This window comes from Streptomyces sp. NPDC101160 (assembly GCF_044768205.1).
In the GTDB taxonomy this organism is placed as follows: Bacteria; Actinomycetota; Actinomycetes; order Streptomycetales; family Streptomycetaceae; genus Streptomyces.
In genome coordinates, this window is sequence record NZ_JBIWPJ010000006.1 from 116,178 (window position 1) to 136,275 (window position 20,098).

At 73.2% G+C, this 20,098-nt stretch carries 16 protein-coding genes and 1 pseudogene; 2 read left to right on the forward strand and 15 right to left on the reverse strand.

The window, feature by feature from the left end; all coding sequences use genetic code 11:
• Window positions 1-82: 82 nt before the first annotated feature.
• From topA to ACIRSU_RS19945, 7 genes are all read right to left on the reverse strand, one after another.
• Window positions 83-2,905 carry a type I DNA topoisomerase gene (gene topA / locus ACIRSU_RS19915; RefSeq protein ID WP_403793831.1) on the reverse strand — a complete coding sequence of 941 codons (2,823 nt, stop codon included), beginning with the start codon at window positions 2,903-2,905 and terminating at the stop codon, window positions 83-85.
• A gap of 249 nt (window positions 2,906-3,154) precedes the next feature.
• Window positions 3,155-3,352: a hypothetical protein gene (locus tag ACIRSU_RS19920; protein ID WP_403793833.1), complete on the reverse strand. Its 198-nt coding sequence runs from the start codon at window positions 3,350-3,352 to the stop codon at window positions 3,155-3,157.
• Between the two features lie 330 nt (window positions 3,353-3,682).
• Window positions 3,683-5,221 (reverse strand): methyltransferase, encoded by a 1,539-nt coding sequence (locus tag ACIRSU_RS19925; protein WP_403793835.1) that lies wholly within the window; start codon window positions 5,219-5,221, stop codon window positions 3,683-3,685.
• Window positions 5,222-5,360: 139 nt separating this feature from the next.
• A complete protein-coding gene (locus tag ACIRSU_RS19930) occupies window positions 5,361-6,059 on the reverse strand; it encodes a small secreted protein (RefSeq protein WP_403793837.1) in 699 nt (232 codons plus the stop codon).
• A 188-nt stretch (window positions 6,060-6,247) separates the two neighbouring features.
• A complete protein-coding gene (locus ACIRSU_RS19935) occupies window positions 6,248-8,602 on the reverse strand; it encodes a sodium-translocating pyrophosphatase (protein WP_403793839.1) in 2,355 nt (784 codons plus the stop codon).
• A 247-nt stretch (window positions 8,603-8,849) separates the two neighbouring features.
• Entirely contained in the window at window positions 8,850-9,308 is a 459-nt protein-coding gene (locus tag ACIRSU_RS19940) for an ATP-binding protein (protein WP_403793841.1), read from the reverse strand.
• A 63-nt stretch (window positions 9,309-9,371) separates the two neighbouring features.
• Window positions 9,372-9,725: an STAS domain-containing protein gene (locus ACIRSU_RS19945; protein ID WP_345487142.1), complete on the reverse strand. Its 354-nt coding sequence runs from the start codon at window positions 9,723-9,725 to the stop codon at window positions 9,372-9,374.
• A gap of 159 nt (window positions 9,726-9,884) precedes the next feature.
• Here ACIRSU_RS19945 and ACIRSU_RS19950 point away from each other — a divergent pair, with 159 nt between their 5' ends.
• A complete protein-coding gene (locus ACIRSU_RS19950) occupies window positions 9,885-12,698 on the forward strand; it encodes a DEAD/DEAH box helicase (RefSeq protein ID WP_403793843.1) in 2,814 nt (937 codons plus the stop codon).
• Between the two features lie 40 nt (window positions 12,699-12,738).
• On the opposite strand, the pseudogene ACIRSU_RS19955 reads toward ACIRSU_RS19950, so the two are convergent.
• From ACIRSU_RS19955 to ssd, 7 genes and pseudogenes are all read right to left on the reverse strand, one after another.
• A pseudogene (locus ACIRSU_RS19955) lies at window positions 12,739-13,011 on the reverse strand (Rv3654c family TadE-like protein); the annotation flags it as partial.
• Window positions 13,008-13,364: a TadE family type IV pilus minor pilin gene (locus ACIRSU_RS19960; RefSeq protein WP_403793845.1), complete on the reverse strand. Its 357-nt coding sequence runs from the start codon at window positions 13,362-13,364 to the stop codon at window positions 13,008-13,010. The gene ACIRSU_RS19960 and the pseudogene ACIRSU_RS19955, both read right to left, overlap by 4 nt.
• Window positions 13,351-13,563, reverse strand: a complete 213-nt coding sequence (locus ACIRSU_RS19965) for a DUF4244 domain-containing protein (protein ID WP_403793846.1) — start codon at window positions 13,561-13,563, stop codon at window positions 13,351-13,353. Before ACIRSU_RS19965 ends, ACIRSU_RS19960 begins: the two co-directional genes overlap by 14 nt.
• Before the next feature lie 96 nt (window positions 13,564-13,659).
• Complete coding sequence (locus ACIRSU_RS19970) at window positions 13,660-14,421, reverse strand: type II secretion system F family protein (RefSeq protein WP_403793848.1); 762 nt, start codon at window positions 14,419-14,421, stop codon at window positions 13,660-13,662.
• Entirely contained in the window at window positions 14,418-15,266 is an 849-nt protein-coding gene (locus ACIRSU_RS19975; protein ID WP_403793849.1) for a type II secretion system F family protein, read from the reverse strand. The genes ACIRSU_RS19970 and ACIRSU_RS19975 overlap by 4 nt, the downstream gene beginning before the upstream one ends.
• Window positions 15,263-16,414 carry a TadA family conjugal transfer-associated ATPase gene (locus ACIRSU_RS19980; protein WP_403793851.1) on the reverse strand — a complete coding sequence of 384 codons (1,152 nt, stop codon included), beginning with the start codon at window positions 16,412-16,414 and terminating at the stop codon, window positions 15,263-15,265. The genes ACIRSU_RS19975 and ACIRSU_RS19980 overlap by 4 nt, the downstream gene beginning before the upstream one ends.
• Window positions 16,411-17,535 (reverse strand): septum site-determining protein Ssd, encoded by a 1,125-nt coding sequence (gene ssd, locus ACIRSU_RS19985; RefSeq protein WP_403793853.1) that lies wholly within the window; start codon window positions 17,533-17,535, stop codon window positions 16,411-16,413. Before ssd ends, ACIRSU_RS19980 begins: the two co-directional genes overlap by 4 nt.
• A gap of 523 nt (window positions 17,536-18,058) precedes the next feature.
• Here ssd and ACIRSU_RS19990 point away from each other — a divergent pair.
• Entirely contained in the window at window positions 18,059-18,910 is an 852-nt protein-coding gene (locus tag ACIRSU_RS19990; RefSeq protein WP_403793855.1) for an HAD family hydrolase, read from the forward strand.
• A gap of 361 nt (window positions 18,911-19,271) precedes the next feature.
• Here the strand turns inward: ACIRSU_RS19990 and ACIRSU_RS19995 are convergent, their stop codons facing one another.
• Window positions 19,272-20,090: an oxidoreductase gene (locus ACIRSU_RS19995; RefSeq protein WP_403793857.1), complete on the reverse strand. Its 819-nt coding sequence runs from the start codon at window positions 20,088-20,090 to the stop codon at window positions 19,272-19,274.
• Window positions 20,091-20,098: the final 8 nt, after the last annotated feature.

Consider the following 20,098-nt stretch of genomic DNA (forward strand, 5'->3'; position numbering starts at 1 on the left):
TGCTCCCCGTGGCCTTCGACCGAACAAACGGGCGGGGGTACGGGGCCCACGACCCGTACCCCCGCCCGTCGTGTCGGCAACGTCACTCCGGCTTGGCGGCAGCCGCCTTCTTCGCCGTCGTGGTCTTCTTGGCGGCGGTCTTCTTCGCCGCGGCCGTCGTGGTCTTCTTGGCCGCGGTCGTCTTCTTCGCCGCCGTCTTCTTCGCGGGCGCCTTCTTGGCCGGAGCCTTCTTGGCCGCCTTCTTCGCCGGGCCCTTGGCCCGCTTCTCGGCGAGCAGCTCGTAGCCGCGCTCGGGCGTGATCGTCTCCACGCTGTCGCCGGTGCGCAGGGTGGCGTTGGTCTCGCCGTCCGTCACGTACGGACCGAAGCGGCCGTCCTTGACGACCACGGGCCGCTCGCTGACGGGGTCGGTGCCGAGCTCCTTCAGCGGGGGCTTGGCGGCGGCGCGGCCACGCTGCTTGGGCTGGGCGTAGATCGCCAGCGCCTCCTCCAGCGTGATCGTGAAGAGCTGCTCCTCGTCGGTGAGCGACCGCGAGTCCGTGCCCTTCTTCAGGTACGGGCCGTAGCGGCCGTTCTGCGCGGTGATCTCGACGCCCTCGGCGTCGGTGCCGACGACCCGGGGCAGCGACATCAGCCGGAGCGCGTCCTCCAGCGTCACGGTGTCCAGGGACATCGACTTGAAGAGCGAGGCGGTGCGCGGCTTGACCGCGTTCTTGCCGGTCTTCGGGGTGTCCTCGGGCAGGATCTCCGTCACGTACGGGCCGTAGCGGCCGTCCTTGGCGACGATCTGGTTGCCGCTGACCGGGTCCACGCCCAGCTCGAAGTCGCCGCTCGGCTTGGCGAGCAGCTCCTCCGCGTGCGCGACGGTGAGCTCGTCGGGCGCGAGGTCGTCGGGGACGTCGGCGCGCTGGTGGCCTTCCTGGTCCTTCTCGCCGCGCTCGACGTACGGGCCGTAGCGGCCGACGCGGAGCACGATGTCGTTGCCGACGGGGAAGGAGGAGATCTCCCGGGCGTCGATCGCGCCGAGGTCGGTGACCAGCTCCTTCAGACCGCCGAGGTGGTCGCCGTCGCCGTTCCCGGCGTCGGCGGCGCCGGAGCCCTCGGGGCCGCCCTCGCCGAAGTAGAAACGCTTCAGCCACGGCACCGCCTGGGCCTCGCCCCGCGCGATGCGGTCGAGGTCGTCCTCCATCCGGGCGGTGAAGTCGTAGTCGACGAGCCGCCCGAAGTGCTTCTCCAGGAGGTTGACGACGGCGAAGGAGAGGAACGACGGCACGAGCGCCGTCCCCTTCTTGAAGACGTAGCCGCGGTCGAGGATGGTGCCGATGATCGAGGCGTACGTCGACGGGCGGCCGATCTCGCGCTCTTCCAGCTCCTTGACCAGGCTGGCCTCGGTGTAGCGGGCGGGCGGCTTGGTGGCGTGGCCGTCGGCGGTGATCTCCTCGGCGGCGAGCGCGTCGCCCTCGGCGACCTGCGGCAGGCGCCGCTCGCGGTCGTCGAGCTCGGCGTTCGGGTCGTCGGCGCCCTCGACGTACGCCTTCATGAAGCCGTGGAAGGTGATCGTCTTGCCGGAGGCCGAGAACTCGGCGTCGCGGCCGTCCGCCGCGGTGCCGCCGATCTTCACGGTGACCGAGTTGCCGGTCGCGTCCTTCATCTGGGAGGCGACGGTCCGCTTCCAGATCAGCTCGTACAGCTTGAACTGGTCGCCGGTCAGGCCGGTCTCCGCCGGGGTGCGGAAACGATCACCCGAGGGACGGATCGCCTCGTGCGCCTCCTGGGCGTTCTTGACCTTGCCGGCGTAGACGCGCGGCTGGTCCGGCAGGTAGTCGGCGCCGTACAGCTGGGTGACCTGGGCACGGGCCGCGGCGACGGCCGTGTCGGAGAGCACGGTCGAGTCCGTACGCATGTAGGTGATGAAGCCGTTCTCGTACAGCTTCTGCGCCACCTGCATGGTCGCCTTCGCACCGAAGCCGAGCTTGCGGCTGGCCTCCTGCTGGAGCGTGGTGGTGCGGAAGGGGGCGTACGGCGAGCGGCGGTACGGCTTCGACTCGACCGAGCGCACGGCGAACCGGGTGTCGGCGAGTGCGGCGGCGAGCGCGCGGGCGTTCGCCTCGTCGAGGTGGAGCACGTTCTGGGTCTTCAGCTGCCCGTCGGCGCCGAAGTCACGGCCCTGCGCCACGCGCTTGCCGTCGACCGTCGCGAGCCGCGCGACCAGCGAGGACGGGTCGGACGGGTCACCGGCGCGGCCGGTGGAGAAGGTGCCGGTGAGGTCCCAGTACTCGGCGGAGCGGAAGGCGATGCGCTCGCGCTCGCGCTCGACGACGAGCCGGGTGGCGACGGACTGGACACGGCCCGCGGACAGGCCGCGCATGACCTTCTTCCACAGGACCGGCGAGACCTCGTAGCCGTAGAGCCGGTCGAGGATGCGGCGGGTCTCCTGGGCGTCGACCATCCGCTTGTTCAGCTCGCGCGGGTTCCGCACGGCCTCCTGGATCGCGTCCTTGGTGATCTCGTGGAAGACCATCCGGTGGACCGGGACCTTGGGCTTCAGGACCTCCTGGAGGTGCCACGCGATGGCCTCGCCCTCGCGGTCCTCATCGGTGGCGAGGAAGAGCTCGTCGGACTCGGCGAGCAGCTCCTTGAGCTTCCTGACCTGCGCCTTCTTGTCGGCGTTGACGACGTAGATGGGCTGGAAGTCATGGTCGACGTCGACGCCGAGCCGGCGCACCTCGCCCGTGTACTTCTCCGGCACCTCGGCGGCGCCGCTCGGGAGGTCACGGATGTGCCCGACGCTCGCCTCGACGACGTAGCCGGGGCCGAGGTAGCCCTTGATCGTCTTCGCCTTGGCAGGCGACTCGACGATGACGAGTCGGCGGCCGCCGTGTGCGGTCTCGCTGGTCGGGGACAACTTCGCTCTTCTCTCCGGTCGACGCTCTCTGGCACGTACTGACTGCGTGCGTACGCGGCGCGGCGTACGTACGGCGCTGGCACGCACGGCAGCGGCACGGACGGTGACACTGTCGTCGCTGCGGAGTGTGACGGTACAACCCGCCCCCGTGTCAAACGGCGAAAGCCCGCAACGGCCACTCGAACGGTAACCCGACTCCACCCCTTCCTGCCGCCCGGACTCCCGGACAGCCTCCCCGGCGGGTCCACGTCACAGCCGGCCGAAGCACCAGATCCCGAGCAGGAGGAAGGCCGCGCCGAAGACCGCCGTGAGCACGGCGGCGGGCCCGGGCGCCACCCCGAGCGCGACGGGTGCGCCCTGCCGGACCCGGACCCCCGTCCACAGCAGCAGCGCCGCTCCGAACAGCGTGAACGCCGCCCCCGCGAAGATCGCCGGCCCGCTCTCCATACCCCTGCCCCGTTCCCTCGCCCATGGCTCTTCGGCCCCCGCGGCCGAGGCTGGCACCTCCCGGCGTCAGCAGGGCTAATTCCCGGTGAACGGCGGGCACGGGCCGGAGCGGTTTCACGAGGATGGCCGGTACTCCCCTCCCCCTTCTTCCCCTCCTCTTCCCTCTCCTCTTTTTGCCTTCGTCACATCACGGCTCTTCGTCACATCCCGGCTCTTCTCACATCACGCCGGCGCAGTGCCGCAGGCCGCGCGCCCGCGGCCTGCGGGTCCGTCAGGCAAGGCCGCGGGAACGGAGCTTCGGTCAGGGCTCGGAACGCGTCCCTCAGCCGCTCAGCGCGATCCGGCGGGCAGCAGGAAGCCCTCCTCGACCAGGAGCCTGATCGCCTGCGGCGTGCGGTCCCGCAGCACGACCGGGTCCTCGCCGGTGAGCTGCGCGATGGCGTCCAGGATCTGCCCGGCGCTCAGCGTGCCGTCGCACACGCCCGCGAAGCCGGCGGCGACGTGGTCGACGCGGGTGGCGCGGCGCATCCCGCGGTTCTGCCGGAGCAGCACGTGCTCGGGGTCCTCGGCGCCGGGCATGCCGACCTGCTCCTGCACGACCTCGGGCGCGAGGACGAAGTGGCCGGCGAGCAGGGCCGCGTCGTCGTGGGCGCGCAGATAGTCCTGGCGGTCGAAGTGGGCCCGCACGGTGTCGCCGAGCGGCTGCTCGACCGGGTGCGGCCACTCCTCGACGACGATCGACGGCTCGACCGCGCCGGAGGCCACCGCGGGGTTCTTGCGCAGGGTGATCCAGCCGAAGCCGACGCCCTTGGTCTTGCGGGCCTCGAACTCGTCGAGCCACCGCCCGTACGCGAGCCGGTACTCGGCCTGGTCGCCGCGGTGGTCACCGCTGTCGCGCAGCCACAGCTCGGTGTACTGCGTGATGTCCTGGACCTCGCGCTGCACGATCCAGGCGTCGCAGCCGCGCGGCACCCAGGAGCGCAGCCGGTCCTGCCACTCCTCGCCCTCGACGTGCTGCCAGTTGGCGAGGAACTGCGCGTACCCGCCGTCGTTGAGCCGGTCGCCGGCCTGCTGCACCAGCGTGCGGCACAGGTCGTCGCCACCCATGCCGCCGTCGCGGTAGGTGAGTCCGGCGCCGGGGGAGATCACGAACGGCGGGTTCGAGACGATCAGGTCGTACGTGTCCCCGTCGACCGGCTCGAAGAGCGAGCCCTGGAGCAGCTCGGCGCCCCGGGCCCCGGAGAGGGCGAGGGTGAGCCGGGTGAAGTCGAGGGCGCGCGGGTTGAGGTCGGTGGCGGTGACCAGGGTGGCGTGCTGGGCGGCGTGCAGCGCCTGGATGCCGGAGCCGGTACCGAGGTCGAGGGCGGTGGCGACGGGGGTGCGGACGGTGATGCCGGCGAGGGTGGTGGAGGCCCCGCCGACGCCGAGGACGACGCCTTCGTCCTTCTTGCCGATGCCGCCCGCGCCGCCGACGGCGCAGCCCAGGTCGGAGACGATGAACCAGTCCTCGCCGTCCGGACCGCCGTACGGCCGGACGTCGACCGTGGCGAGCACGGCGTCGTCCTCCCGCACCACCCAGCCGTCGGCGAGCGCCTCCTCCATGGGCAGGGCGGCGGCGGCCCGCTCGTACGCGACGGCCCGCTGGAGCAGGAACAACCGGACGAGAGTGTCCAGCGGGGCGTCCCCGCGGGTGGCACGGAGGGCGGGCACGACCTCGCTGCGGGCGAGGGCGGCGTACGCCTGGGCGCCGAGCAGGTCGAGCAGACCGTCGGCGGTGAAGTCGGCGGCGAGCAGTGCCTCGCGCAGTCGGGCGGCGTGCGTGGGCACCGGAAGGCTGGTGGTCGTGCTGGTCGTACTCACGTGCCCCATTGTGACGGCCGCCACCGACAACGGGCGGGCCGACCCGGCGAAGGCGCCCGGTCGGCCCGTTGTGGAGTCCGCTGCGAAGTCCGCTTGTCAGTCCGGTGCGGAGTCCGCCGCGCCGGCTCGGTGCGGACTACTCGCTTGACTACTCGCTCTTGGCGGAGGCGGAGGGCTTCGCCGAGTCGGAGGGCTTCGCGGAACCGGACGGCTTGGCGGAGGTGGCGGAGGAGGACGGCTTGGCGGCACCCGACGGCTGGGCGTCCGGCGCGCCCGCCTTCGGGGACGCGCTCGGCGGCACGGACGCCTTCGGGGTCTGGCAGCCCGGCTGCTTGGCCATGGCCTGGCCGAGCTCGCCGGCCTGGAGCTTGGCCACGGCGTCCTGGTCCATGTTCTGGATCTTCGCCAGGTTGTCCGAGACGACCTTGAGCCCGTCGGCGAACTTCTGCTGGTTCGTCGTGTCGAGCGCGTCGACCTGCTTCTTGAGCCCGTCGTAGGCCACGGCCGTGGCGTTGAGCTCCTTGATGGCGTCCTGCTGGATCTTCTGGCCGTTGTCGACCGGGGGCGCCCCGGCGCTCTCGACGGCCTTGGCGAGGGCCCGGTCGGCGGCGGCGATGTCCTGGAATGCCTTGGAGTCGGCGGCCTGGATGGTAGCCGGCTTGCTGTCGGCCGCCGTGGAGATGATCAGCTGGTTGGCGTTGGCCCGCTTCTGGATCTGCGGCTGCGCCTGGTCGCAGAACGTCTTGGCCCAGTCGTCGACCTTGTTGCCCTCGTCGTCGCTGCAACCGGACAGCACGAGCATCAGTACCGCGCCGCCGGACAGTGCGGCCGCAAGCTTCTTGTTCACCGGATCGGTCCCTTCCAAGGCTCTCGGCCCCGGAACATACACGCCATGCGGGTGGGATCCACCGTTCGTGCGACCGGTTCATCCGGCATTGCAGCCGTTTGAACCAAGCGAACAGGGGCGGACGTCACGTCGGAACAGGCCGTCGACCCCCGGCCGGCACCCGGGCTTTGACGGTGCATCAACAAGGGTTACGAGGGGACGGTGGCGTCCGTCGACGAACCGTTCCGCTCGGGCGTGTCGTCGCCGACCGCCACCGAACGCCGCTTGGAGACACGGACCGCGGCCACGATGACGGCGATCGCGATGACCGCGACGAGCGCCCGCAGCCAGGCGCGCGCGTCGGCCCCGTAGCTGAACTGCACGACCGCCGGGGCGATGATCAGCGCCACCAGGTTCATCACCTTCAGGAGCGGGTTGATCGCCGGGCCCGCGGTGTCCTTGAAGGGGTCGCCGACCGTGTCGCCGATGACGGTCGCGGCATGGGCGTCGCTGCCCTTGCCGCCGTAGTGGCCGTCCTCGACCAGCTTCTTGGCGTTGTCCCACGCGCCGCCGGAGTTGGCGAGGAAGACGGCCATGAGGGCGCCGGTGGCGATGGCGCCGGCGAGGTACGAGCCGAGCGGGCCGACGCCGAGGGTGAAGCCGACCGCGATGGGGGCCATCACGGCGAGCAGTCCGGGCGTGGCGAGTTCGCGCAGCGCGTCCTTGGTGCAGATGTCGACGACCCGCCCGTACTCGGGCTTCTCGGTGTAGTCCATGATCCCGGGGTGCTCGCGGAACTGCCGCCGCACCTCGTACACCACCGCTCCGGCGGAGCGGGCCACCGCGTTGATGGCGAGCCCGGAGAAGAGGAAGACGACGGCGGCGCCGAGCACCATCCCGAAGAGGTTGTTGGGCTGGGAGATGTTCATGGAGAGGTTCGCCTCGGTCGCCTTCGCCCCGACGTCGGCGACGGCGGTCGCGATGGCGTCCCGGTAGGAGCCGAACAGCGCGGAGGCGGCGAGGACGGCGGTGGCGATGGCGATGCCCTTGGTGATCGCCTTGGTGGTGTTGCCGACGGCGTCGAGGTCGGTGAGCACCTGCGCGCCGGCGCCCTGCACGTCGCCGGACATCTCCGCGATGCCCTGGGCGTTGTCGGAGACCGGTCCGAAGGTGTCCATGGCGACGATCACGCCGACCGTGGTGAGCAGCCCGGTGCCGGCCAGGGCGACCGCGAACAGCGCCAGCATGATGGAGGCGCCGCCGAGCAGGAAGGCGCCGTAGACGGCGAGGCCGATGAGCAGGGCCGTGTAGACGGCGGACTCCAGGCCGAGGGAGACGCCGGCGAGGACGACCGTGGCCGGGCCGGTCAGGGAGGACTTGCCGATGTCGCGGACCGGGCGCCGGCCGGTCTCGGTGAAGTAGCCGGTGAGCTGCTGGATGAGCGCGGCGAGCACGATGCCGATGGCGACGGCGACCAGGGCGAGGACGCGCGGGTCGCCGCTGTGGGTGGGGATGCCGGGCTCGGTGACGCCCTCGAGCTCGGCGTAGGAGGACGGGAGGTAGGCGAAGACGGCGACGGCGACGAGGGCGAGCGAGATCAGCGCGGAGAGGAAGAAGCCCCGGTTGATGGCGCTCATCCCACTGCGGTCGGCGCGCCGCGGGGCGACCGCGAAGATGCCGATCATCGCCGTGACGACGCCGATCGCCGGCACCATCAGCGGGAAGGCGAGTCCGAGGTCGCCGAAGGCGGCCTTGCCGAGGATGAGCGCGGCGACGAGCGTGACGGCGTACGACTCGAAGAGGTCGGCGGCCATGCCCGCGCAGTCGCCGACGTTGTCGCCCACGTTGTCGGCGATGGTGGCGGCGTTGCGCGGGTCGTCCTCGGGGATGCCCTGCTCGACCTTGCCGACGAGGTCTGCGCCGACGTCGGCGGCCTTGGTGAAGATGCCGCCGCCGACGCGCATGAACATGGCGATGAGCGCGGCGCCGAGGCCGAAGCCCTCCAGGACCTTCGGCGCGTCGGCGGCGTAGACGAGGACCACGCAGGAGGCGCCGAGCAGGCCGAGGCCGACGGTGAACATGCCGACCACGCCACCGGTGCGGAACGCGATCTTCATGGCCCGGTGGGCGACGGCCGTCAGATCCCTCTCGGGTTCGCCGGGGGCCGGCGTGGCCTCCCGGGCCGCGGCGGCGACGCGCACGTTCGCGCGGACGGCGAGCCGCATGCCGACATACCCGGTGACCGCCGAGAAAAGCGCCCCCACCAGGAAGAACAGCGAGCGGCCGGCCCGCTGCGACCAGTTGTCGGCGGGCAGCAGGAACAGCAGGAAGAACACGACCACGGCGAAGACGCCGAGGGTGCGCAGCTGCCGGGCGAGATAGGCGTTCGCGCCTTCCTGGACGGCGGCCGCGATCTCCTTCATCCTCTCCGTGCCCTCACCCGCCCGGAGCACCTGCCGGACGAGAAGCTGGGCCACGAGCAGCGCCGCGAGCGCGACGGCCGCGACGACGACCACGATCACGCGGTTCTCCTGGGTGAGCACCGCGGCTGCGAGACCCGCCATTCCGTCCTCCTTGACGTCATGAAGTCAGGACAAGGCGGATTCTAAGGAGGAAACCCGGGCAAAGCAGGGCGCCGCATTTGTAATTCGCGAATACCTTTCAAGTACCGCCGAATGCGGCAATGCGACCAGGGCATTCGCGGCGGATCCGGGGCCCGAGGCATGAAAAGAGGCCCTGCGTGGCAGGGCCTCTTCTTCACTCTGTGGTGTCGGCTGCGGGCGCGGCTTCCGCCACGGCCACAGCCGAGGGTCAGGCGAGCGCGGCGTCCGGGTTGGCGGGCCAGCTCATCCGGATGGTGCCGCCCTCCTGGCCGGCGCTCACCTCGACGTCGTCGACGAGCCCGCGGATCACCGCGAGACCCATCTCGTCCTCGCCACCCGCGTCGTCGAAGTCCTCGTCCGGCGCCGCGTCGCGCGCGCCGGGCACGCCGGCGGCGTCGGCCGCCGCCACACCCGCACCCGGCACCTCGTCGCCGACCTCGATGGAGAAGCTCTTCTCCTCCTCGGTCAGCACGACCCGGACGGGGGTGGTGACCCCGTTGCTGCGGTGCAGCCCGACCGCCCGGGAACACGCCTCGCCCACGGCGAGCCGGACCTCGTCGAGGACCGCCTCGTCGACCCCGGCCCGTCTGGCGACCGCGGCGGCCACCAGGCGGGCCGTGCGGACATGCTCGGGCTGAGCACTGAAGAGGAGTTCAACAGTGGCCATGCGATTCCCCTGGGGTTCTCGAGGGCTGCACGAGGGCGAGGGCCGCGCGACGGCTGCGCGGCCTCAGTCGGCAGCGTTGATGGCCTCGTCCACCGACGTGTGGATCGGGAACACCTTGGTCAGACCGGTGATCCGGAAAATCTTGAGGATGCGCTCCTGGTTGCAGACCAGGCGCAGCGAGCCCTCATGCGCGCGCACGCGCTTCAGCCCGCCCACAAGCACGCCGAGGCCGGTCGAGTCGAGGAAGTCCACGCCTTCCATGTCGACAACAAGGTGGTAGCTGCCGTCGTTCACCAACTCGACCAACTGCTCGCGCAGCTTGGGCGCGGTATACACATCAATCTCGCCGCCGACCTCGACGACCGTTCGGTCGCCGTTGGGGCCGGGCACAGTGCGAGTCGAGAGAGACAGGTCCACGGGTCCTCCAGCACCTAGCTATCGAGCGGCCGTCCCTCTGGACTCCCGTGCGGAGCCACGGGACGGACGCCGGCCGCGATGGCATTCAATCACTTACCGGCAGCCATGCACGACGCCTTGGGAGCATTGTCCGTCACGCCGGTGACACACTCGGTGCCGATGGCCGAGAATCACCGCCCCAGCCGACCCGCCGCAGAGACGGGCAGCCGCCCCTCTCCGAGCGAGGTGCTCGACCGGCTCTCCCGAGGTGAGAGCCGGGCCGCGCGCATCACCCATACGGAGCATCTGCCCGCCCGTGAGGGCCGCCATGCCGTGTGGCCGCACCGCATCCGGGCGGAGGTGATCGCCGCCATCGAGCAGGCGGGCATCGAGCACCCCTGGGCCCACCAGACGGAGGCCGCCGAGCACGCCCTGGACGGCACCTCCGTGGTGATCGCCACCGGCACCGCGTCGGGCAAGTCGCTCGCCTATCTCACCCCCGTCCTGTCCACTCTCCTGGACGGCGCCGAGGCGCCCAACGGCCGCGGCACCACCGCCCTCTACCTGGCCCCCACCAAGGCCCTCGCCGCAGACCAGCGACGCACCGTACGCCAATTGGCCGCCCCGCTCGGCAACCGGATCCGGCCCGCCGTCTACGACGGCGACACGCCGGTGGAAGAGCGCGAATGGGTCCGCCAGTACGCCAATTACGTGCTCACCAACCCCGACATGCTGCACCGCGGCATACTCCCCTCCCACCCCCGCTGGTCCTCCTTCCTGCGCTCCCTGCGCTATGTCGTCGTCGACGAGTGCCACACCTACCGGGGTGTCTTCGGGTCCCACGTCGCCCAGGTGCTGCGCCGGCTGCGGCGGGTCTGCGCCCGTTACGGCTCCGAGCCGGTCTTCCTGCTCGCCTCGGCCACGTCCGCGGAGCCGGCCCTGGCCGCCGGCCGGCTCACCGGCCTGCCGGTCACCGAGGTCGCCGACGACGCCTCCCCACGCGGCGAACTGGTCTTCGCCCTGTGGGAGCCGCCGCTGACCGAGCTGCACGGCGAGCAGGGCGCCCCGGTCCGCCGTACCGCCACCGCCGAGACCGCCGACCTGCTGACCGACCTGACCGTGCAGGGCGTCCGCTCGGTCGCCTTCGTCCGCTCCCGGCGCGGCGCCGAGCTGATCTCGGTGATCGCCCAGGAACGCCTCGCCGAGGTCGACCGCTCCCTCGCCCGCCGGGTCGCCGCGTACCGGGGCGGCTACCTCCCCGAGGAGCGGCGCGCCCTGGAGCGGGCCCTGCACTCCGGGGAACTCCTCGGTCTCGCCGCGACGACCGCCCTGGAGCTCGGCATCGACGTCTCCGGCCTGGACGCCGTGGTCATCGCCGGCTACCCGGGCACCCGCGCCTCCCTGTGGCAGCAGGCCGGCCGGGCCGGCCGCTCGGGCGAGGGCGCCCTCGCCGTCCTGGTCGCCCGCGACGACCCGCTGGACACCTTCCTGGTCCACCACCCCGAGGCGATCTTCCGGCAGCCCGTCGAGTCGACCGTCCTGGACCCCGACAACCCCTACGTCCTCGCCCCCCATCTGTGCGCCGCCGCCGCGGAGCTCCCGCTGACCGAGGCCGACCTGACACTCTTCGGCCCGGCAGCGCCCGGACTGCTGCCCCAGCTGGAGTCGGCCGGGCTGCTGCGCCGCCGCACGGGCGGCTGGTACTGGACCCGCCGGGAGCGGGCCGCCGACCTCACCGACATCCGGGGCGGCGGAGGCAGCCCGGTCCGGATCGTCGAGGCCGGCACCGGCCGGCTGCTCGGCACCGTCGACGAGGCCGCCTCCCACGCCTCCGTCCACGAGGGCGCCGTCCATCTCCACCAGGGCCGCACCTATCTCGTCCGCGAGCTCGACCTGAAGGACTCCGTGGCCCTGGTCGAGGAGGCGAACCCGCCCTACTCGACCACCGCCCGCGACACCACCTCCATCTCCGTCCTGTCCACCGACACCGAGATCCCCTGGGGAGCCGGCCGCCTCTGCTACGGCTCCGTCGAGGTCACCAACCAGGTCGTCTCCTTCCTCCGCCGCCGTCTGATCACCGGCGAGGTGCTCGGCGAGACCAAGCTCGACCTGCCGCCCCGCACCCTGCGCACCCGGGCCGTGTGGTGGACGGTCACCGAGGACCAGCTCGACGCCGCCCGGATCAACCCGGAGATCCTCGGCGGCGCCCTGCACGCCGCCGAACACGCCTCCATCGGCATGCTCCCCCTCTTCGCCACCTGCGACCGCTGGGACATCGGCGGCGTCTCCGTCCCGCTCCACCCCGACACCCTGCTGCCGACGGTCTTCGTCTACGACGGCCACCCCGGCGGCGCCGGCTTCGCCGAGCGCGCCTTCCAGACCGCCCGCGCCTGGCTCACCGCCACCCGCGAGGCCATCGCCTCCTGCGAATGCGACTCCGGCTGCCCCTCCTGCATCCAGTCCCCCAAGTGCGGCAACGGCAACGACCCCCTCCACAAGCGCGGCGCGGTCCGCCTCCTCACGGAACTCCTCCGCGAGGCGCCGCAGCCGCAGGCCCGGGAAGGCGAGGAGGGCCACGAGGGCCCGGAGGGCCCGCAAGCCCCGGAGGGCCCGGAAGACCCTGCGGATCCGGGAGCCTCGGTGGGCCTGGAAGCCCCGGTGGGCCCGGAGGACCCGAGAGGTCCGGACGACCCGGTGGGCCCGCAAGCCCCGGAGGGCCCGGAAGACCCGAGGGGCCGGCGAGACCCGGCGGGCCCGGGGGCCTCGGTGGACCGGGAGGGTCCGGCAGACCCGGTGGGCCCGGAAGACCCGAGCCCGAGAGGTCCGGAAGACTCGAGCCCGAGAGGTCCGGCAGACCCGAGCCCGAGAGGTCCGGCAGACCCAGTGGGCCCGGAAGACCCGAGGGGCCAGCGAGACCCGGAGGGCCCGGCAGACCCGGAGGGCCCGGCAGACCCGGCGGGCCCGGCAGACCCGGCGGGCCCGCCCGCGACCTGATCTCGGCGGACCAGGGGCCGAGCGTGACGCGGGCGGTGACGTCCGCGATGTCCTCCCGGACCCGGCAGCGCGGCAGCGCGGCCCCCTGGGCGACGGCCACCCGGCCGGCGGCGGCGCAGGCGTCGGCCTCGCCCCACAGGGCACGGTCGGCGGCGGCGAGGGCCGCCAGATCGGCGGCCGCACCCGCCCGGTGGCGGGCGCTGACGGCCTGGCCGAGGGCCAGGACGGCGCCGAACACCACGCACAGGGCGCACGCGGCGAACGCCGTCCACACCGTCGCCACTCCCCGGTCCGTCCCGGGCCGCCGGCTCATGGCGCCGCCTCCCCCACCGTGTCCTCGGCGAGCGCCGCCGCGCCGGCCCGCAGGGTCAGCCCCAGGCCGCCGGGGCCTGGCGCCGTCGCCTCCACCGTCACCCGCCACAGCTCGCCCTCCCGCGCCACGGTCACCCGGGCGCCGTCGGGAGCGGCCGCCCGGGCTGCGGCCTCGGCGGCCGGCGCCGGTTCGGACCGGGCCACCGCCCGCGCTCCGGCCCGGGCCGCGTCCACGCACCGGATCTGCGCGGCGGCCGCGGCCAGCGCCCACAGCAGCGCAGCCGTGAACAGGACCAGGGCGGGCAGCACGACCGCCGTCTCCGCGGTCACCGCCCCCCGGTCAGAACGGCGCATCGAGGGCCTTCCCGATCACCGACTCCAGCGCCTTCGAGACCGTGCCACTGGTGAGCACCTTGTAGAGCACGGCCGCGAACGCCGCCGCGGCGATCGTGCCCATGGCGTACTCGGTGGTGCTCATGCCGGAGTCGCGCCGTACCGCCGCCGTCCGGGTCCGCCACCACTTCTTCAGGAACGTCCACGTCCCGACCTTCATGTCCAACTCCTCGTCCGATTCGTCGCCTTCAGCCGACTTCTGCCATCAGCCGACTTCTGTCTTGATCTGCCGTGTCTTCTGTCTTCTGCCGTGTCTTCATCTGCCGCCGAGCAGTCCGCTCGCGAGGCCGATCACCACCGGGGCCACTCCCACCGCCAGGAAGGCGGGCAGGAAGCACAGCCCGACCGGCGCCGTGATCAGCACCTGTGCCCGCTGTGCCCGGGTCGCCGCCGCGCGGGCGCGGGCCGCCCGCAGGCCCTCGGCGTGCCGTGCCACGGCCTCGGCCGCGGGCGCCCCCGAGGAGGCCGCGCGCTCCAGGCAGCGGGCGAGGCCCGCCGCCCCGGGTATCTCCCCGAACCTCCGCCACACCTCGGCCGGTTCACCGCCGAGCCGCAGCTCGGCCGCCGTACGGATCAGCCGCTCGCCGACCGGACCGCCAAGGGAACGGCCCACCGCCTCCGCAGCCTCGCCCGGGGCCGCCCCGGCCGAGGCGCAGGCGGCCAACAGATCGGCGGCCAGCGGCAGCTGGCGCTCCACTTCGGCCCGTTCTGCCGCGATCTCGGGCGCGTCGCGCGGATGTCGCTCCCGCCACCACCACGCGCCCACGGCGACGCCGGCTCCGACGAGCAGCCCCAGCGCCCCGCCCACCAGCACGTACCCGGCCAGGCCCGCAGCGCAGGGCACCGCCCAGGCTCGTACCCGGGGCGGCAGCCGCAGGCCGCGCCATCGCTCGGGTGCGGGTACCGTCGCGAGCAGCAGCAGCCCGGCCCGGCGACGCGTCCGACGGTCCCGGCGTCTTGCGGACAGTGCCGCGACCGCCGCCGCCAGCGCGCAGAGCACCGCGAGAACCGCCGTCACAGCCGCTCACCGCCCCGCACGATCCGGGCCGCCCACCACAGCCCCACGGCCTCCAGGACCCCGCCGACGAGCAGACATCCCAGGCCGGCCGGGGTGTGCAGCAGCACCCGCAGTGGACGTGCCCCGAGCGCCGCCCCGAGACCGAGTCCGGCGACCGGCAGGACCGCGAGGACCGCCACCGTGGCCCAGGCCCCGGCCAGTTGGGCCCGCAGCCGCTCCCGCTGGTCCCGGTGGGCCCGCAGCGCGGCCTCGAGCCGGTCGAGGCCGGTGGCGAGGCCCGCCCCGCCGTCCACGGCGACCTGCCAGCACGCGGCCATCCCGGCGAGCCCGTCGGCCCCGTCCCGCCGTCCGGCCCGGCGCAGCGTCTCCGGCACGTCCCCGCCGAACCGGGCCGCCGCCAGGACCGCCGCCTCCTCGCCGCCGAGCGCCCCCGTCGTCCGCGCCGCGAACGCCAGCGCCTGGGCGGGCTGCCACCCCGCTCTCAGCTCGCCGGCGACCGCCCCGCACAGGTCCACCACCCGGTCCGCCCGCGCCTCCCGCTCCCGGCGTGCCCTCGCGGCCCGGAGCCTGCGGCCCATCAGCGGCACCGCCACCGCGCCCGCGAGCAGCGGGAGCGGCGAGGCTCCGAGGAGCGCGCACACCGCCGCCACCGGCAGACACCACCACTCCCTCCGGCCGCGCACCGCCTCCCACCAGCGCCCGGCGGCCACGGGCCGGAGCAGCGCTCCCGTCCCGCCGGGCAGCGCCAGGACCAGCCGGGCCCGGCGCAGTGCCCGCTCCCGCACGGCCGTCCACCACAGCACCGGCGCCGCACACAGCACCGCTGCGACCGTCGTCATCGTCATCGCTCCCCTCCGATCAGCGACCGCAGCCGCCCCCAGCCCCGCTCGCGCTCGAACCCGCCGGCCGTCCAGCGCAGTGCGGGCACCGTCACCACCAGTCCCTCCCGGTCCCGCTCCAGGACGTGCACCTCGGCGATCCGCCGACGCCCCGACCCGTCCCGCACCACGTGCAGCACCGCCGAGAGCCCGGCGCCCAACTGGCTGTGCAGGGCGGCCCTGTCGAGTCCCGCCGCCGTCCCCAGGGCCTCCAGCCGGGCCGGCACGTCGGCCGCCGTGTTGGCGTGGACCGTCCCGCAGCCGCCTTCGTGGCCGGTGTTGAGGGCGGCGAGCAGATCGACCGCCTCCGGCCCGCGGACCTCACCCACGACCAGCCGGTCCGGCCGCATCCGCAGCGCCTGCCGCACCAGGTCCCGCAGGGTCACGAGCCCCGCACCCTCCTGGTTGGGCGGGCGTGCCTCCAGGCGCACCACATGCGGGTGGTCGGGACGCAGTTCCGCGGAGTCCTCGGCGACGACGATCCGCTCCCGCTCGCCCACCAGACCGAGCAGCGTGGAGAGCAGGGTCGTCTTGCCGGATCCCGTGCCGCCGCTGACGAGGAACGAGACGCGCGCCTCGACCAGCGCCCGCAGCAGCGGCTCGCCGCCGGGTGGGACCGTGCCGGCCTCGGTCAGCTCCGCCACGGAGAAGGCCCTCGGCCGCACCACCCGCAGCGAGAGACAGGTGGAGCCGACCGCGACCGGTGGCAGCACTGCGTGCATGCGGGTGCCGTCCGGCAGCCGGGCGTCCACCCAGGGCCGGGCGTCGTCCAGCCGTCGGCCGGCCACGGCCGCGAGCCGCTGCGCCAGTCTCCGTACGGCCGCGGCGTCCGGGAAGGTCACCCCGGTCGGTTCGAGTCCGGCGCCGCGGTCCACCCAGACCCGGTCGGGTGCCGAGACCAGGACGTCGGTGACCCGGGGGTCGGCGAGCAGCGGCTCCAGCGGACCGCTGCCGATGAGCTCGCACCGCAACTCCTCGGCAGCGCCGAGCACTTCCGTGTCGCCGAGCAGCCGGCCCTGGGCGCGCAGCGCCGCCGCGACGCGGGCCGGAGTCGGTTCGGCGCCGCTCTCGGCGAGCCGCTGCCGCACGGCGTCGAGCAGCCCCGCGCCGCTCATGCCGCACGCTCCGGGGCGAGCACGCGCTCCCAGAAGGCGGTACAGAAGCGGCCGAGTCCGCCGCGGGCGTCGGCACCGGGCGGCGGTCCGCTGTCCCCGGCAGCCGGGAGCCCTTCTTCCGCGGGGAGTTCACCGACGAGGGGCAGCCGCAGGGCATCGGCGATCCACCATTCGTCGAGCCCGGGCGCGTACGGCCCGCGGACGACCGTGCGCAGGTCACGGAGCACCGTGCCGACCGCTCCGGCCACCCGGTGGGCGGCGGCGACGGCCCGCAGTTCGCCGGGGACGAGCAGCAGCCCGACGTCGAGCTGGGCGAGCGCCTGGGTGACCGCGCCGTCGACATGGCGGGGCAGGTCGACCACGACGACTCCGCCGCGCCTGCGGGCGGCTGCGAGCACCGAGCGCATGGCCTCGGGCGGCACCCGCACCGGGTCCCCACGGTCCCAGCTGAGGACGCGCACGCCCCGGACGGAGGGCAGCGACTCCTCCAGGGCGGCGCCTGCCACGCGCCCCTTCGAGGCGGCGAAGTCGGGCCAGCGCCGGCCCTCGACACGTTCGCCGCCGAGCAGTACGTCGAGTCCGCCGCCGAGTGGATCGCCGTCGAGGAGCAGGGTGCGCTCCCCGGCCCGCGCGGCGGCGAGCGCCAGGGCGCAGGAGAGGGTGGAGGCGCCTGCGCCACCGCGTCCGCCGATGACGCCCACGGTGAGGGCCTGCCGGCCGGTCCCTTCGACGGCGTCGGCGATCAGGTCGACCAGCCGGTTCTCCTCGCCGGGCAGGGTCAGGACTCCTTCGGCCCCGAGCTCGACGGCGCGCCTCCATACGCCAGGGTCGTCGGCTTCCCTGTGGACGAGCAGCACGCCGGGCCGGCGGGTGGCGCCCCGGCAGCGGGCCGCCGCGTCGTCGCCGACGAGGACGAGCGGTGGGTCGCTCCAGCCGGGCGGGCGCTCGGGCACGGTGTGGTGCACGTCGGGCTCGGCGCCGGCGGCGGCGCACAGCCGCAGCAGGTCGTCGAGGAGCACCAGGTCCTCGGTGACGATCAGCGGCCGGGCCTGCCGCACCCCTTCCTCACCCGCACGCGGGCCCGCGCCCGTACCCGCCTGAGGGCCTGGGCCCGTGTCCATGTCCGAGCCGGCGCCCCGGCGGGCGGTGGACCCGCCTCGAACCGGCCTTCCGGAAGCCTTCGATCCGTGCACGGCGCACACTCCTCACGCGATTCCAGCGGTCCGCGAACTTCGCGGCCGGAATCACCGTGCAGCCGTCTCGGAAATCTTGTGGATCTTGCTCGAAAACTGTGGATAACCCGCCGCCTGTGAATAACTTCGCCACCCAAACAGGGGCTGCCCGGAGAGGAGTCCAGCGACTACGCTGAGTGACGAAATGGCGTGTCGTGCGGCTGCCCGGGCGGCGCCGGGGCGCGAGCTGGAAGGAGGGACAGGCATGTCGGTTCGAAGGCCGAAAACGGGTCCGGACATGCGACGACCCCCGCCGGGGGGGAGAGCGGGGGTCGTCTCTCCGGCCGACTCGGGGGGGGAGGAGCCGGTCCGGGTTAGCACGGTCGCGAACGATCCGTGACTTCCATGGTGTACCCGAGAGCCTTCTCAGGCAAACCCACGCGCCCCAGCGTACGCCGAATGGCGGGCACCTATGCTCGGGCTCGTGGAAAACCACTCGATGCCGCGCGCAGCCGCCTTCTTTGACCTGGACAAGACGGTCATTGCGAAGTCCTCGACGCTGACCTTCAGCAAGTCCTTCTACCGGGGCGGACTGATCAGCCGCCGTGCCGCGCTGCGGACGGCCTACATCCAGTTCGTGTTCCTGGTCGGCGGAGCCGATCACGACCAGATGGAGCGGATGCGCGAATATCTTTCCGCGCTCTGCAAAGGCTGGAACGTCGCGCAGGTCAAGGAGCTCGTGGCCGAGACCCTGCACGATCTGATCGACCCGATCATCTACGACGAGGCGGCCTCGCTCATCGAGGACCACCACGCGGCCGGCCGCGACGTCGTGATCGTCTCGACGTCCGGGGCCGAGGTCGTCGAGCCGATCGGCGAGATGCTCGGCGCCGACCGGGTGGTCGCCACCCGGATGGTGGTCGGCGATGACGGCTGCTTCACCGGCGAGGTGGAGTACTACGCCTACGGGCCGACCAAGGCCGAGGCGGTGCGGGAGCTGGCCGAGTCCGAGGGGTACGACCTCTCGCGCTGCTACGCGTACAGCGACTCCGCGACCGATCTGCCGATGCTGGAGGCGGTGGGCCACCCGTACGCGGTGAACCCCGACCGGACGCTGCGGCGCGAGGCGGTCGCCCGGGACTGGCCGGTGCTCGCCTTCGACAAGCCGGTCCGGCTGAAGCAGCGGCTGCCCGAGATGCCGCCCCGTCCGGCGCTCGTCGCCGCGGCGGCGCTGGGCGCGGCGGCCGCCACCGCCGCGCTCGTCTGGTACGCCAGCCGTCGCCGGCAGGCGGCCTCGCTGACCCGGGCCGCCCAGGCCGCTTAGACCGCTCGGCCTTGCCGATCGCTTTGCCCGGATTTGAGATGAAAGAAAAGAAGCGGAGTCAGCACTTTCGCTTCCTCCCGGACAGGAGTAGAAAGGAATCAGGCCCGCGAGACCTAGGACATCCGAGAGGATCACCTGTTGAGCAAGTCGGCCCCACGGACCTAACGCACAGAAACCTGGCACCCACGCGACGTCGACCCTTCGATTAAGGGCCAGCCGCACCAGGCGCAGGGCAAAGTTCCCCGCCTGATGGGCACATATCGAGGACGCTTGGTAACTGGGTAGACGTGCCAGCGGCGGTACCGAAGTCTGGTACCGCCGCAACCCATGTACGGGGACTTCCCCGCCCCGCACGGGACGTTCAGGCCGCGCCGCGCTGCAGCGCCTCGCAGACGGCCGTCGACTCCCGGACGCCGAGCTCCACGGCCCGCCCGCAGTGCGCGATCCAGGCGCCCATGCCTTCCGGGGTCCCGGACAGATACCCCTCGAAGGCCGCCAGATAGGCCGCCCGCCCCAGCTCCGCGTGACCGACCTCGGCCGGGCAGATCGCCTTGGGGTCGAGGCCGCTGCCGATCAGCACGATCCGCTCCGCCGCCCGCGCGATCAGGCCGTTGTGCGAGGTGAAGGGGCGCAGGGCGAGGAGTTCGCCGTGCACGACGGCGGCGGTGACCAGGGCCGGGGCGTCGCCGCCCGCGATGATCAGCTCCGCGAGCCCGTCGAGCCGGGCCGAAACCTCCGCGGGAGTCGGCAGCGGCGCCTCGATCAGCGGCTCGTCCACCGTCTCGCCCGCCTGGCGCGGCCGGCCCGTGGAGTCGAGCGGCTCGCCCTCGGCGACCAGGTGCAGCCGGGCCAGCACGCGCACCGGCGACTGGCGCCAGATGGACAGCAGCTGCCCGCACTCGGCGGTCAGCCGCAGGGCCGCGCCGATCGTGCGGGCCTCCGGGTCGGCACTGAAGTCGGTACGCCGGCGGACCTCCTCCAGGGCCCAGTCGGCACCCGCGAGCGCGGCCGAACCGCGCGAGCCGCGCAGCGCCGCCTCGGAGGTGATCTCGTTGCTGCGACGGCGCATCACACGGTGGCCGTAGACCCGGTCGACGGCCTTGCGTACGGAGTCCACCGAGTCAGCGACGCCCGGCAGGGAGCCGAGGGCGGCCAGGGGATCAGAGGCGTGCGTACTCATAAGTAGGG